Consider the following 13,323-nt stretch of genomic DNA (forward strand, 5'->3'; position numbering starts at 1 on the left):
GGTAGGGCCTTTCCCCTTGGCCCCGTTCCCTTGCCCCTTCCCAGCCCTTTGACCTTTACGGAAGAAGCCTTTGGATATAGAGCAACGAGGCCTGCCGAGCCACTGCCAATACGGGATTGGCTCAAGTCGGATTGAGGCGGGAAGGCAGGCGGTGCCGCCCCTACGATGGAGCCGTTTCATCGACCGGGACGGAGCACCATGCGCCCTCACATTGACATGGCAAGGAACTTTCCTTACCATGTAGGCATTGCCATCAGGAGTGCCGCCATGCCCGAAATCCACGAAGTCGCGACGCTGACCTCCAAGGGTCAGATCACGCTGCCCAGGTCCATCCGGCAGGTGCTGGGCGTGGACACCGGCGGCAAGGTGGCGTTCGACCTGCGCGGCGGCGAAGTGGTCGTGACCCGTGCTGACGCCGAGCATGAAGACCCCGCCATTGCCGCGTTCCTGACCCTGCTGGCTCGCGACATCGAGGCAGGCCGGAACATCCGCGGTCTGCCCGAAGATCTGGCTCGCACGATGCTGGAGCATGCAGGCCACAAGGTCGTCTTGGGCGATGACTTCGATGAGGACGTGGAAATCTGATGCGGCAGCATGGCTGGACGCTGCTGTTTCACGACAACCTGATCGAGCAGTTGACGAAGCTGCGCGCGGCCGTGCTGCGTGCGCAAGAGAACGACCCGGAGGGCTTTGCGTCCAACGCCAATGTCAAGTTCTTCCGGGCTTTGGTCCAGTTGATGCAAGACGTGGTGCCGGGCGATCCAGCGCGTGACGAGTATCGTCAGGGCAACACCATGGGGCCGGCTTATCGCCACTGGCGGCGGGCCAAGCTCGGAAGACGGTACCGGCTGTTCTTCCGGTACGACTCGAAAGCGAAGGTCATCGTGTACGCCTGGGTCAACGACGAGCAGACCTTGCGATCGGCGGGCAGCAAGTCCGACCCCTATGCCGTGTTCGAGAAGATGCTGGGACGCGGCAACCCGCCGGACGATTGGGCCGCGCTGGTGGCAGCGAGCAAAGCCGACTGGCAGAACGAGCGCAAAGGCTGATGCGCTGCCTTCCATCGTGTTTAGCGTGATTAGATTCTGCACAGAATTTAGACCATGAGTTGATAACTCATGCGGGATTCAAACGAACAAGAAACAGGATGACCATGAGGTAGCCCCACCATGAAGACCGCTGCACAGACCACCTTCGCACAATATCTCGGCCGCACGCTGGGTCGGGCGTGGCGAAACTGTGTGCGTCTGGATCGACGGGCGCATGGTCGGTTGCTCACACGCGGATGGGCACCAGGCGCTGCCAAGACCGTGTTGCTGGTGGTCAAACTCGCTGCGATCGGCATACTGCTCTACACCGCGTTCTGGCTGGCGCTGCTGCTCGTGTTTGCGCTAGCAGGTGCCTGGATACTCCTCAATGACAATGGAAGCTACGACGAAGAGCAAAAGACAGAGTGGCGGTACGGCCCTGCCGGATATGGTCTCTACACGTCCAACGATCAGCGGATTGATCCACACGATCCCGACGACGACCAGGCTTAACTACTTCACAGCCTTCAGCGCCACCCCAGCACCTTTGCCTCCTGCCGCTTGCGCATCGCGTGTTCCAGCGGCCAATCCCTGAATCGCGGTTCCGGCACGCACACCGACCCAGCCGAGCGCGGCCACCCAAAAGGTTGGCAGCACGACAAACATCGTCGCCATGACGAAGTTCAACAGCATGTCCCCGAATGCATTGTTCAGGCCGATCAAGGGATCGAAGTTGCTGTGCGGCCGATTCGCACCGAATCCCCAGCCGTAGAGCGCATCAAGGATCGTGCTGTCGAGCCAGCGCGCGAGCTGGAACCAGAAGTCCACGAAGAACAGCGCGAACTGCACGCAGCTCACTGCGACCAAGGCCTTCAGCTCGTAGGTTCCGGACAGCAGCACCAGCGGGGTGCAGATGACGAGCGCCATCTTGAGCAGCGACAGCACCATCGGCAGCGCCTGGCGTACCACATCCATGGCCGGGAAGAAGCCCAGCGAGCCAACGGTCATCCCGAGGTCACCGGCACCGCGCGTCACGATGTTGGGCAGCGTCTTCTCGATCTGGCCGCCGTAGTCGGTATAGACCGCGCCCTGGTTCATCTTCTGCTGCCGGGGCGAGACGACGGCGCGGATCACCGAGTCATTGACCTCGTTTTGCGAGAGAAACCCCGCCCAGCGTCCGACACGGGAGAGCAGATCGGGATCGACCTGGGCCAGCAGGCGCGCACGCAGCCCGCTGCTGCCGTCCGCCCACCACTGCCGACAAGTTGGATAGCCGCCGCCGCTGTCGATCTGGGCGAGCCCCGCGTCGCGGGTCGCGTCATAGGGCCAGGCCGTGCGCGGCGTGCCCGAGTGATAGGTGTCGTAGAAGCCGGACGTGTCGAGGAAGTAGCTCGAACCGATCCAGGTCACGTCGTTCATTTGCTCGTCGGAGAGCGTCGGCCGGCTCATGAACAGCTTGGCGCGCGATGGCCCGTAGCAGTCATGCACAAAGTCTCCGACTTCCTGCGCGAGGACCGGATCGTCAATCCGCGCGGCATCGACATCCATGCGCATCTGCCGCAGATCGGTCCCACAGGGGATCGCCGCTACCGCGGCGCCGGTGACGGCCTTCGAGATGGCGTGTATGAAGAACCACCACACCGGCACCAGCGCGCTCTGGTTGTTGAGCGTGGTGTAGGCGTTGGACCAGCCCGTATCCGCCGGCTGAGGAACGCTGACCTGGCACTGCGCGGAGCGGCTCGTATCGAAGCGAATAGTGTTCAGTTCCACCGGAATGAAGGGGATGCCGGCAAACATGATGACCACGATCGCCACCCAGACGCGGTTCTCGATGCGCATCGAGGACAGCACGCCCTTGTTGCCCTCGTCCGCGCCTTCCGCCCGCGCCCGGAGCCATTCCTGGATGACGATGGCGACGAACGGCAGCGCGAACACGCCGCTGGCCACGAGGGTGCTCCAGATGCCATTGTTGACCAGCCAACCCACCAGGGTCAGGTAATACTCCAGGTAGTCCGTCGTGTAGAGGGTCATGACGTCCTCCTCGCGTCAACCGTTGCGCAGCCATTGGCTGCCTTCGAGCAACACGACGGTGACCACGGCCGCGATCTCGACCCGCAGCAAGCGTTGATGCGTCTCGGCCATCGGCTCGCGTTGCCGCAGGCGCTGCCGCATCCACCACCAGCCATAGGCCGTCACCGCGTAGAGAGCGAGGCGCCAGGCCAGGAAGTGGGCCGAGTGCGCGTGCAGCCAACGCTCCCAGCCGTCGATGCTGCCGACGACATGGATGCCTGCGACGTTCACGGTCACCGAAACGCCGAAGATCAGCAGCGCCCACAGCAGCGCGATGCCCGCGCGGCGGTTGAACAACCACGACGGCCGCAGCCAAGTCGGCCAGGTCATGGCGTACTCCGGGGCTTCTGCACTTCATTGAGCCGATCGCGCGTGGTGTCGCCCTCGAAGATGCCGCGCGAGTCACCGGCGCGCGTGCCGTGGCGCTGGATGATCGCCATCGCGGAATTGCCGGCCAGCGTGCGCCGCAGTTCCAGTTCGGTCTTGAGGTTGTTGATCTCCTGCTCCAGCGCGCTGTTTTCCTGGTCGACCGCCTTGACGGCCAGTTCGTTGGCCGCGACGTTCGGCTCCTTCTTGCCGGTCAGCAGCGTGCGCTGCAACAGCAATGCCTTCTCCAGCACGCTGGACAGCGCCGCCTCCGAGGCCAGGCGCTTGCCCAGCAGATCCTGGTCGGGCTCGTCGCGCAGGGCCTCGATCACGCCGCGGGTGATCGGCAGTGAGTTGCTGCCCGCCGCGTCGAGGTTGGTCACCGTGGTCGGCTTTGCCCCCGTCACCAACTCCTGCAAAGCCTGCAGCTTGGTCTCGTACTCCTCCTGGATCACCGGCGTGAGGCCGACGCCCGGCGTGGTCTGGGTCTTGGTGCAGCTTTCGCAGGTGCGCTGCTCGCGCTCGCCCAGCACGCGGGTTGCCCAGGCTGCAGCCGCCGCAGGAGAGGACCAGGTTTGGCAGGTCAGCCGGTTGCCACAACTGGCATGGGCGATCGACGAGGTATCGGTGACGCTGCGCCCGTTGAGAAGGTTGTAGCCCGCGCGTGTCACATCGCCTACCACCTTGATCGAACTCTGACCCGAGCCACCAGCGTTACTGCCACCGACCCAGGGCACGCCGTTGTTGCCCTTGTTCGACTCGGCCTGCTCGATGGCCGAGACGGCATCGGTGCTGCTGACCGCATCGCGCAGCGCCATGCCCTCGGCGAGCTGGTCCCAGCCGGCCTGCCCGCCGGCCATGTCCGCCATCCGATTGGCGATGGCCCGACAACTCATCTTCGAGCGATCGAAATCCAGGCGGGCTTGCAGGACGCCGTTGGTGAGCAGGTTGTAGAGACCCGGATCGGCGCGCTGGATGATCAGCGCCGGCAGCGACGCTACTGCACTGGTGGCGTTCTGGATCACGGTGCTCATGATCGCCTGGAAGCCGTTGGTGATGCCGTTGAGCTGGTTCTGCAGCGTCGTCGTGATGCTCATGTTTCCGCAGATCAGGTTGCTGTTCCAGCCGATCCCGACGCCGATGCTCTGCATGTTCCCGGCGCCGCCCATGGACACGGCCCGACCGCCACCGATGCTGTAGAGCACGTCGTCGCCGATGACGCTGCCGCTCACGCTGACGCCGCTGGGGTCGATGCGGGTCTGGGCCCAGGCGACACCGGCCGCTGCCATTGTTACCGTGCAGACGAGCGCGACGGCCAGGGCGTCGGGCTTGGCCCGCTGAGAGAAACGGGATAAGGACGCTTTCATCGGAAACACCTCACTGAAAATCGACGCTACCGAGGAAGACCTGCCCCCGGCGCTGACAGCAGGCATACGGCCGCCACAGCGCCCAGGCGTAATCGCCCTGCTGAGCCTGCACCCGTGGGTTGCCATGCGGGAAGACCGCGCAGGTGGTCGAGAGCGTCGGCGTCAGCTCCTGCCACTTGCCGGTCGATGCGTCGGTCTCCACAAGCGCGCCGGCGGGCCAGTAGCCATCGCGCGCGGTCGCGAGCAGCGGCTGATAGACGTGCGGCTGGGCGCGGCGGGTGACGATGTCGCCTGCGCGCTGCGCGACTACGGCGCCGCTCTTGTAGTCGTCGGTCTGGTGCAGGAAGCCGCCGCGCGGATAGACGTTGCCCCACAGGTTCAGCGTCGTGCGGCCACCGATTTCACGCATGCCGGGGATCAACGCTTCCGGGTACACCATCTCGGGGACGTTGTAGCGCCAGGCCAACGTGTCGAGCGTGCTCAGCAGATACGGCATGAAGGCCGTGCCCGCGCCCCGGCAGGTATAGCCGGATGCGCTGGCGAACTGGCTGAACACCGAGCCAGCGGGATGCCCGATCACGTCGGCGTTCTTGAACTTGGCGAGGTTGTTCTCGTTGTCGTGGTTCGTGGTGCCGTCGCCGCCAGCTTTGGCCGTGGGGTTGGGCATGCTCATGGCGCGCACTTCCACCCATGGGTTCTCGCCGGTGTTGGAGTAGCTCGACACCACGGCGTCGGGGATGTAGTGCCGCACCTTCACCGAGGTGCGCACCGAGCAGCCGAACATGGTGCAGAACAACCAGTAGCAGATGCCGACGACGCGGTACTCGAGGCAATTCGGCGACACGGCCGAGGAAACGATGGTCGCTGTGTTCAGGGCGAAGGATGACGTTGCACCGCTCAACAGTAGCGAAGCAATAGTGATCCGCAGGCGCTGGGAAGGTGCGGTCAACAGGGGGTTCATGGCTGCGCCCTCCGGTACTGCTCGACTCGGGCGACGGCGCGGGCCACGTTCGTCTCGCCGTAGACCACGTAGCTGCGATCCACCACGACTGCCGGGATATTGGTGATGCCCAGGCGCCAGGCATCGGCCACGCCCTGATAGGCCGTTCCGAGGCGGCGCTGCAGGTCGGTACCGCCTTGCTTCAGGCGTTGCTGCACGACGGCGGCGGCCCGGCCGGGGTCGGGTGGCAGTCCGGCGGCGAGTTCGGCTTCGATCTGTGCGGGGGCGTCGAGCAGGATGCGCCGGTCCGCATCACCCGCGACGGGATGTGCCTGGTCGGTGATGACCCAGATTTCTGCGGCCGAGACGCTCGCGGAGAAGATTGCCGCAGTGGCGGAAGTAGCAAGCAGAAGCTGCCGGGCGAAAACGAGGGAAGGAAGACAGTGCACGACGCGCCACCTCGGAGTTCATGACTCCGGTAGTGCAGCGCATGCGGTACACGGTTGCGACAAGGAATCGGAAACGGGGGCTGTCCGGATTGGACGGCTACGCTGAACGATTCGTCAGTGCCTGACTTTCCCGCGCTATCCGGGCTTCCCCAAGCGCGGGACTTCGCAGGTATTCACCGCGCCAATGCGCGAAGCACATCCGCGAGCTTCTTGACCGCGACCTCCAGTTCCGTCGGGGTATAGGCGGCAAAACCCATGAGGAAACCGGCCCGCTGTTCTTTCGACGCGTGTTCGTTCGACGCATGCAGCGCCGTCAGCCCCAGGAGATCAATGCCGGCGCGGCGCGCGGTATCGATGGCCTCGCGCTCGGGAATGTCGCGGATGAAGACGCAGGGCATCTGCATCCCGCCGACCGGCACCCTCGGTTCAACGAAATCGGCCAGGTGCTTGCGCACCAGCCGCACCAGGACGTCGAGCCGCTCGGCATAGACGCCGCGCATGGCACGCACGTGCGCGCCGAAATGTCCGCCTTCGATGAAGCGCGCCAGCGTCAGTTGCGGGATCGGCGCGCTGTGCCCGTCCAGCAGGGTTCGTGCCACCGTCATGGGCGCCACGAGTTGGGGCGGCAGCACCATGTAGCCGATGCGCAGCCCCGGAAACAAGGACTTGGTGAAGGTGCCGATGTAGAGGGTCCGGTCATGCGCGTCGAGCCCCTGCACGCAGGCGGTCGGCTTGCCGGCATAGTGGAACTCGCTGTCGTAGTCGTCCTCGATGATCCAGGTTTGATGCTGCCGCGCCCACTCGATGACCGCGAGTCGCCGGTCCAGCGCCAATGTCGCCCCGGTCGGGAATTGATGCGAGGGGGTCAGGAAGACCGCTTTGGCCGGTTGCGCGGCATCGCGCAGGTGCTCCACCCGCATGCCATCGGCGTCCAACGGGATGGGCACGCATGCCAGACCCGCGGCGTCGAACGCTTTGCGCGCCCCGTGATACACCGGATCTTCGATGCATATCCTGTCACCGGTATCAAGCAGCACATTGGCGCACAGGGTCATGGCCTGCTGCGAACTAGTCAGCACCAGCACGCACTCGGGCGTCGCCCGCGCCCCACGTTCGAGATTGACGTAATCCGCAATGGCGCGCCGCAACGGCTCCATCCCTTGCGGGTGACTGTGCGCCAGGGCCTGGGTGCCGTACGCCTTCAACACCTGGCGCTCCAGACGCTCCCAGGTCTGTAGCGGAAAGCTGCGTGTTTCCGGCACGCCTGGGGCAAACGGGCGTGACGCCAGAAAGTCGCGCACGCCGCCCCCCTGGAACATGGCGGCGCCGCGCAGGCTCAGGCGCAGCGGCTCGCGCTGTGATCCGGGACGCTGTGCAGCGCCGCGTCTTGGCAAACGCTGCGCCCGCTCCGAGACAAAGCTGCCGCTGCCCACGCGCCGTTCGATGAAACCTTCCGCATGCAACTGGCTGTACGCAGCCTCGACGGTGTCGCGCGACACGCCCAGCGACTGCGCCAGCGCGCGCGACGCGGGCAGGGGTTTACCGACGCCGAGGGCGCCATCAAGGATCAATTGCCGGATCGCACGTTGAATACGCGCGTGCAGGGGCAAAGCCGCGTGCGCGGGGTTTACCAGCCAGGCTTTGACGGATTCGAGTTGGGCGTGCTTGAACAAATGGCTGGCAGATCTTCAAAAAATTGGTGGGGAACAACATGCCAATACAAGCATATAAATCAGTATTCAAACGGGGTCAAGAACCCATCACTCACAGGAACCACAAGCAAGCCATGTCGTCACCCACCGCACCGTCGTCCGTTCGTTTGGGCGACCTCACCCATCCCATCGTGGCCGCCCTGATCTCGGTCATCGTCAACTATGGCGGCACCTTCGTCCTGGTCTTCCAGGCTACCAAGGTGGCCGGCCTCAGCCCGGAGCTGACGGCCTCGTGGGTTTGGTCGATTTCGATTGGCGTGGGCGTGACGGGGCTTATCCTGAGTTGGATTGCCCGCGAGCCGATCATTACGGCTTGGTCGACGCCAGCGGCCGCGTTTCTGGTCACGGCGTTGGCGACCACGCCCTACGCGGAAGCGGTAGGTGCGTACCTGATCTCGGCGGCCGCCTTCGTGGCGCTCGGCCTGTCAGGCTACTTCGAGAAGGTCATCCGGCTGATTCCGCCGGGCGTTGCCGCTGGGCTGTTGGCCGGCATCCTGCTGCAGTTCGGCATCGGCGCCTTTGGTGGCATGAGCATCGACCCAATGCTGGCGGGGTTGTTGATCGTCGCCTATGTGGTGCTCAAGCGCTTCACCGCACGCTATGCCGTGGTGGGCATCCTGGTGCTGGGGCTGGCCTTCCTGCTCATCCAGGATCGCGTCGATTTGTCGGGACTCGAGCTTAAGCTCGCCGCGCCGGTCTTCACCCTGCCGGTATTTTCGCTCAACGCCTTGCTGAGCGTCGCGCTGCCGCTGTTCCTGATCACGCTGACCGGTCAGTACATGCCCGGCATGCTGGTGCTGCGTAACGACGGCTTCAGGACCAGCGCCAACCCCATTGTAACCCTCACGGGGCTTGGCTCATTGCTCATGGCGCCATTCGGCTCGCATGCGTTCAACATCGCCGCGATCACGGCTGCGATCTGCACCGGCAGGGAAGCGCACGAAGACCCATCCAAACGCTGGATCGCGGGCATTGCCGCGGGCGTCTTCTACATCCTCGTCGGGGTGTTCGGGGTGACCCTCGCTGCCGTCTTCATGGCTTTTCCGGCGACCTTCATCACCACGCTGGCGGGCCTGGCCCTGCTGGGCACCATCGGCGGCAGCCTCGCCAGCGCCATGGCCGATGCGAAGGCCCGCGAAGCTTCGCTGATCACTTTTCTGGCCGCCGCCGCCAACATCACGATGCTCGGCATCGGCGGAGCGTTTTGGGGGTTGCTGATCGGCCTCGTGGCCTATGCGGTGCTCAATGGCCGGCTACCGCAACGTGCACAGGCACCGCCGCAGGCCATTCAGGCCACACCCGAGTCTGCGGTCACCACGGGAGCGGCGAACTGATGCAAGGCCCATCCGACGAAACCAAGGCACCATCGGCCACTACAGCCGAGACACAGTCTTGGCACGAGCAGCACGGCCGCTATCCCCAGGCCGTCACGGTCGAGGATTTCCGGCGCAATCTGGCCGCCGTGCAGGCGCGCATCGACACCGCCTGCCGCCGCGTCGGGCGCGCCCCCGCGAGCGTGCGCCTGCTGCCGGTCAGCAAGACCATCGACGCAGCGCGCATCCGTCTGGCCTATGCGGCCGGCTGCCGCGTGCTGGGTGAGAACAAGGTGCAGGAGGCGCACCGCAAATGGGAGGCCATGGCCGACCTGAGCGACCTCTCCTGGTCGGTCATCGGTCACCTGCAAACCAACAAGACCAAGCTCGTTGCGCGTTTCGCGGCCGAATTCCAGGCGCTCGACAGCCTGCGGGCCGCCGAGGCGCTGGATCGCCGCCTGCAGGCCGAGGGCCGGTCGCTGGACGTGTTCGTGCAGGTCAATACCTCGGGCGAAGTCAGCAAGTACGGCCTTTCGCCCGAGGACGTGCCGGCCTTCATCCAGGCACTGCCGGCGTTTACCACGCTGCGTGTGCGCGGCCTGATGACGCTTGCGCTGTTTTCCAGCGAGGCCGAGCGGGTGCGCCGGTGCTTCATCCTGTTGCGCACGCTGCGTGACCAGCTACGCCAGAACGCCCCCGCCGGTATTGGCCTGAATGAACTGTCCATGGGCATGTCCGGCGACTTCGAGATCGCCATCGAGGAAGGTGCCACCGTGGTGCGCGTGGGGCAGGCCATTTTTGGTGCACGTGCCTTGCCGGACAACTACTACTGGCCAAGCGAAACTACAACCGAGGAGTCCCATCCATGAAAACCGTTCTGGCCATTCGGCACCTGCATTTTGAAGACCTGGGCACCCTGGCGCCGCTGCTTGAAGCCCGTGGTTATGGGGTGCGCTACATCGATGCCACGCAGGACGAGCTGGGCGGTCTGGAGGTGCGCAGCGCCGACCTGCTGGTCGTGCTGGGCGGCCCCATTGGCGCCTTCGATGATGAGATCCATCCTTTCATCGTGGACGAACTGGCACTGGTGCGCCAGCGCCTGGAGAGCCGGCGCCCCATGCTCGGCGTCTGCCTGGGCGCACAACTGATAGCCCGCGCATTGGGCGCTAGGGTCTATGCCATGGGCGTCAAGGAAATCGGCTTTTCACCATTGACACTGACGCAGGAAGGCGAGGCATCGCCACTGGCGGCGCTGGGCGATGTGCCCGTCCTGCATTGGCACGGCGACCAGTTCGACATCCCGCCCGGCGCCGTGCGGCTGGCGGGGACGGAGGTGTGCGCCAACCAGGCCTTTGCTCTCGGGCGCCACGTGCTGGGGCTGCAATGCCATCTGGAGGCAGATCCACGCCAGATCGAGCGCTGGTTGGTCGGTCATGCCTGCGAACTGGCCCAGGCGGGCATCGACCCGCGCCCATTGCGAACCCAGGCACGGGCCATGCAGACGCGCTTGCCGATGGCAGCGCAGGCGGCGTTCACCCGTTGGCTCGATGGGTTCGACACGCCAGCGCAAGGAAGCCGGCCATGAGCCACCTGATGCAGGCCTATGCGCGCCAGCCGGTTTCCTTTGTGCGCGGGAGCGGCGCGCGCCTGTGGGACGCGCAAGGCGTTGAGTACCTGGACGCCATCGCCGGGGTGGCGGTGGTCAACCTCGGCCATGCCCATCCCGAAATCGCCAGTACCATCGCGGAGCAGGCCGGGCTGCTGTTGCACACCTCCAATCTGTTCCGCATCGAATGGCAGGAGCGGCTGGGCCAGCGCTTGTGCGCTCTGGCGGAGATGGAGCGCGCCTTCTTCTGCAACTCGGGTGCCGAGGCCAACGAAACCGCGCTCAAGCTGGCACGCCTGCACGGCAACCGCAAACGGGTGGCGCAGCCACGGGTGCTGGTGCTGGAAAACAGCTTCCACGGCCGCACCCTTGCCACTTTGGCCGCTACTGGCAATCCGGCCGTACAGCGCGGTTTCGAGCCGTTGGTACCCGGCTTCCTGCGGGTGCCCTACGACGACATCGAGGCGGTTCGCCGGGCGGCCGAGAGCATGCCTGGCATCGTCGCCGTGCTGATCGAATCGGTACAAGGCGAAGGCGGCATCCGCGTGGCCTCCGCCGCCTATCTGCGCGCGCTACGGGTCTTGTGCGATCGACACGACTGGCTGCTGATGCTCGACGAAGTGCAGGCCGGCATGGGTCGCACCGGTACCTGGTTCAGCTACCAGCACGCGGGTATCGTGCCGGACGTCATCACCCTGGCCAAAGGGCTGGGCAACGGCTTTCCCATCGGCGCCTGCCTGGCACGCGGGCCGGCGGCCGAACTGTTCTCGCCCGGCCACCACGGTTCCACCTTCGGCGGCAATCCGCTGGCCTGCCGTGTCGGCTGCACCGTGCTCGACGTCATGGCGCGCGAACAGCTCCCGCAGCGAGCCGCCGCGCTGGGCCAGCGCTTGCTGGCAGCACTTCGGGCGGCGCTGGACGGTCATCCCCATGTCACGGCGATCCGGGGCGTGGGGCTGATGATCGGCATCGAACTGGATCACCCCTGCATGGAGCTGGTGGGCCGTGCCCTCGAAGAACAGCGCCTGCTCATCACCGTGACCCGCGACAGCATCATCCGCCTGCTTCCGCCACTGGTGTGCGACGAGACGCAGATCGACGACATCGCGGCACGCATCGCTCGCCTGCTGTCGCCAAACCCGAACATTCCAGACCATAGGACGACACGCCCATGCATGACGCATCCCTGACCCTCGCCGATTTCGACCCCGAACTGGCTGCAGCCATCCGGAGCGAAGAACGCCGCCAGGAAGACCACGTTGAACTGATCGCCTCCGAGAACTATGCCAGCCCGCTGGTGATGGCCATCCAGGACTCGGTATTCACCAACAAGTACGCCGAGGGCTATCCCGGCAAGCGCTACTACAGCGGCTGCGAGAACGTGGACGTGGCCGAGCGCCTGGCGATCGAGCGGGTCAAGGCGCTGTTCGACTGCGACTACGCCAATGTCCAGCCCCATGCCGGCGCCCAGGCCAATGCCGCGGTATTCCTGGCCCTGACCCACCCCGGCGACACCGTGATGGGCATGAACCTAGCCCAGGGCGGCCACCTGACCCACGGCAACCCATCCAACTTCTCCGGCCGGCACTACAGGATCGTTCCCTATGGCCTCGATCCCCAGACGGGGCTGATCGACTACGATGAGATGGAGCGCATCGCACTGGAAACCCGGCCCAGGATGCTCATCGGCGGCTTCTCCGCGTATTCCCGCTACAAGGACTGGGCGCGCATGCGCGCCATCGCCGACAAGGTGGGCGCCATCTTCTGGGTGGACATGGCGCATGTGGCCGGCCTGGTGGCGGCTGGCGAATACCCGGACCCGCTGCCGCACGCTCACGTGGTGACCAGCACCACCCACAAGACGCTGCGCGGCCCGCGCGGCGGCATCATCCTGGCCAAGGGCCAGGGCGAGGCGTTCTATAAGCAGCTCGATTCCGCCGTCTTCCCCGGCATCCAGGGCGGCCCGCTGATGCACCTGATCGCGGCCAAGGCGGTGGCTTTCAAGGAGGCCCTTGCGCCGGCGTTCAAGACCTACCAGAAACAGGTCGTGACCAACGCCCGCGCCATGGCCACCGTGCTCCAGCAGCGCGGCTACAAGATCGTGTCCGGTGGCACCGACAACCACATGATGCTGATCGATCTGTCGGCCAAACCCTACACCGGCAAGGATGCGGATGCCGGCCTGAGCAATGCCTGCATCACGGCAAACAAGAACTCGGTGCCCAACGATCGGCGCTCACCCTTTGTGACCTCGGGGCTGCGCATCGGCACGCCGGCCGTGACCACCCGCGGCTTCGGTGTGGCGGAATGCGAGCAACTGGCCGGCTGGCTGTGCGACGTGCTGGATGCGCTGGGAGCGGACAGCAACGAACAGGTGGTGAGCCGGGTTCGGGAACAGGTGGTGGCCCTGTGTCGTCGCCATCCTGTGTACCGATAGCCCCGCAAGTCGCGCATGGAACTGCGGCACCGGAC

The 13,323-nt window shown here is 65.3% G+C and carries 14 protein-coding genes; 8 read left to right on the forward strand and 6 right to left on the reverse strand.

The window, feature by feature from the left end; genetic code table 11:
- Positions 1-267: 267 nt before the first annotated feature.
- The 3 genes from Tharo_RS01390 to Tharo_RS01400 all read left to right on the forward strand — a co-directional run bounded on the left by Tharo_RS01390 (position 268) and on the right by Tharo_RS01400 (position 1,541).
- Positions 268-585 (forward strand): type II toxin-antitoxin system PrlF family antitoxin, encoded by a 318-nt coding sequence (locus Tharo_RS01390; RefSeq protein WP_107219668.1) that lies wholly within the window; start codon positions 268-270, stop codon positions 583-585.
- Positions 585-1,049: a type II toxin-antitoxin system YhaV family toxin gene (locus Tharo_RS01395; protein WP_107219669.1), complete on the forward strand. Its 465-nt coding sequence runs from the start codon at positions 585-587 to the stop codon at positions 1,047-1,049. The genes Tharo_RS01390 and Tharo_RS01395 overlap by 1 nt, the downstream gene beginning before the upstream one ends.
- Before the next feature lie 120 nt (positions 1,050-1,169).
- Positions 1,170-1,541 carry a DUF3742 family protein gene (locus Tharo_RS01400; RefSeq protein ID WP_107219670.1) on the forward strand — a complete coding sequence of 124 codons (372 nt, stop codon included), beginning with the start codon at positions 1,170-1,172 and terminating at the stop codon, positions 1,539-1,541.
- Here Tharo_RS01400 and Tharo_RS01405 read toward each other — a convergent pair whose 3' ends face one another.
- From Tharo_RS01405 to pdxR, 6 genes are all read right to left on the reverse strand, one after another.
- On the reverse strand, positions 1,542-3,059 hold the full coding sequence (locus Tharo_RS01405; RefSeq protein WP_107219671.1) for a conjugal transfer protein TraG N-terminal domain-containing protein: 1,518 nt from the start codon (positions 3,057-3,059) through the stop codon (positions 1,542-1,544).
- Between the two features lie 15 nt (positions 3,060-3,074).
- Positions 3,075-3,428, reverse strand: coding sequence for a hypothetical protein (locus Tharo_RS01410; RefSeq protein ID WP_107219672.1), 354 nt, complete (start codon positions 3,426-3,428; stop codon positions 3,075-3,077).
- Positions 3,425-4,831 carry an integrating conjugative element protein gene (locus tag Tharo_RS01415; RefSeq protein WP_107219673.1) on the reverse strand — a complete coding sequence of 469 codons (1,407 nt, stop codon included), beginning with the start codon at positions 4,829-4,831 and terminating at the stop codon, positions 3,425-3,427. Before Tharo_RS01415 ends, Tharo_RS01410 begins: the two co-directional genes overlap by 4 nt.
- 10 nt (positions 4,832-4,841) lie before the next feature.
- Complete coding sequence (locus Tharo_RS01420) at positions 4,842-5,792, reverse strand: TIGR03756 family integrating conjugative element protein (RefSeq protein ID WP_107219674.1); 951 nt, start codon at positions 5,790-5,792, stop codon at positions 4,842-4,844.
- Positions 5,789-6,220, reverse strand: coding sequence for a TIGR03757 family integrating conjugative element protein (locus Tharo_RS01425; protein ID WP_107219675.1), 432 nt, complete (start codon positions 6,218-6,220; stop codon positions 5,789-5,791). The genes Tharo_RS01420 and Tharo_RS01425 overlap by 4 nt, the downstream gene beginning before the upstream one ends.
- Positions 6,221-6,393: 173 nt before the next feature.
- Positions 6,394-7,893, reverse strand: coding sequence for a MocR-like pyridoxine biosynthesis transcription factor PdxR (gene pdxR / locus Tharo_RS01430; RefSeq protein ID WP_107219676.1), 1,500 nt, complete (start codon positions 7,891-7,893; stop codon positions 6,394-6,396).
- 113 nt (positions 7,894-8,006) lie between these two features.
- Between pdxR and Tharo_RS01435 the strand changes: the two genes are divergently transcribed.
- Genes Tharo_RS01435 through glyA form a run of 5 tightly spaced genes read left to right on the forward strand, consistent with a single transcriptional unit; the run spans position 8,007 to position 13,288 of the window.
- Positions 8,007-9,266 (forward strand): benzoate/H(+) symporter BenE family transporter, encoded by a 1,260-nt coding sequence (locus Tharo_RS01435; RefSeq protein ID WP_107219677.1) that lies wholly within the window; start codon positions 8,007-8,009, stop codon positions 9,264-9,266.
- Positions 9,266-10,114 carry a YggS family pyridoxal phosphate-dependent enzyme gene (locus tag Tharo_RS01440; protein WP_107219678.1) on the forward strand — a complete coding sequence of 283 codons (849 nt, stop codon included), beginning with the start codon at positions 9,266-9,268 and terminating at the stop codon, positions 10,112-10,114. The genes Tharo_RS01435 and Tharo_RS01440 overlap by 1 nt, the downstream gene beginning before the upstream one ends.
- Positions 10,111-10,830 carry a glutamine amidotransferase gene (locus Tharo_RS01445; RefSeq protein ID WP_107219679.1) on the forward strand — a complete coding sequence of 240 codons (720 nt, stop codon included), beginning with the start codon at positions 10,111-10,113 and terminating at the stop codon, positions 10,828-10,830. Before Tharo_RS01440 ends, Tharo_RS01445 begins: the two co-directional genes overlap by 4 nt.
- Positions 10,827-12,041, forward strand: a complete 1,215-nt coding sequence (locus tag Tharo_RS01450; protein WP_107219680.1) for an aspartate aminotransferase family protein — start codon at positions 10,827-10,829, stop codon at positions 12,039-12,041. The genes Tharo_RS01445 and Tharo_RS01450 overlap by 4 nt, the downstream gene beginning before the upstream one ends.
- Entirely contained in the window at positions 12,023-13,288 is a 1,266-nt protein-coding gene (gene glyA, locus Tharo_RS01455; RefSeq protein WP_107219681.1) for a serine hydroxymethyltransferase, read from the forward strand. Before Tharo_RS01450 ends, glyA begins: the two co-directional genes overlap by 19 nt.
- Positions 13,289-13,323 lie beyond the last annotated feature (35 nt).

The sequence above is a fragment of the Thauera aromatica K172 genome (assembly GCF_003030465.1).
GTDB classification, from domain to species: Bacteria; Pseudomonadota; Gammaproteobacteria; order Burkholderiales; family Rhodocyclaceae; genus Thauera; species Thauera aromatica.

Coding starts and splice junctions, on each gene's coding strand:
- Tharo_RS01390 (WP_107219668.1), top strand. CDS start 268: ATGCCCGAAATCCACGAAGTCGCGACGCTGACCTCCAAGGGTCAGATC.
- Tharo_RS01395 (WP_107219669.1), top strand. CDS start 585: ATGCGGCAGCATGGCTGGACGCTGCTGTTTCACGACAACCTGATCGAG.
- Tharo_RS01400 (WP_107219670.1), top strand. CDS start 1,170: ATGAAGACCGCTGCACAGACCACCTTCGCACAATATCTCGGCCGCACG.
- Tharo_RS01405 (WP_107219671.1), bottom strand. CDS start 3,059: ATGACCCTCTACACGACGGACTACCTGGAGTATTACCTGACCCTGGTG.
- Tharo_RS01410 (WP_107219672.1), bottom strand. CDS start 3,428: ATGACCTGGCCGACTTGGCTGCGGCCGTCGTGGTTGTTCAACCGCCGC.
- Tharo_RS01415 (WP_107219673.1), bottom strand. CDS start 4,831: ATGAAAGCGTCCTTATCCCGTTTCTCTCAGCGGGCCAAGCCCGACGCC.
- Tharo_RS01420 (WP_107219674.1), bottom strand. CDS start 5,792: ATGAACCCCCTGTTGACCGCACCTTCCCAGCGCCTGCGGATCACTATT.
- Tharo_RS01435 (WP_107219677.1), top strand. CDS start 8,007: ATGTCGTCACCCACCGCACCGTCGTCCGTTCGTTTGGGCGACCTCACC.
- Tharo_RS01440 (WP_107219678.1), top strand. CDS start 9,266: ATGCAAGGCCCATCCGACGAAACCAAGGCACCATCGGCCACTACAGCC.
- Tharo_RS01445 (WP_107219679.1), top strand. CDS start 10,111: ATGAAAACCGTTCTGGCCATTCGGCACCTGCATTTTGAAGACCTGGGC.
- Tharo_RS01450 (WP_107219680.1), top strand. CDS start 10,827: ATGAGCCACCTGATGCAGGCCTATGCGCGCCAGCCGGTTTCCTTTGTG.
- glyA (WP_107219681.1), top strand. CDS start 12,023: ATGCATGACGCATCCCTGACCCTCGCCGATTTCGACCCCGAACTGGCT.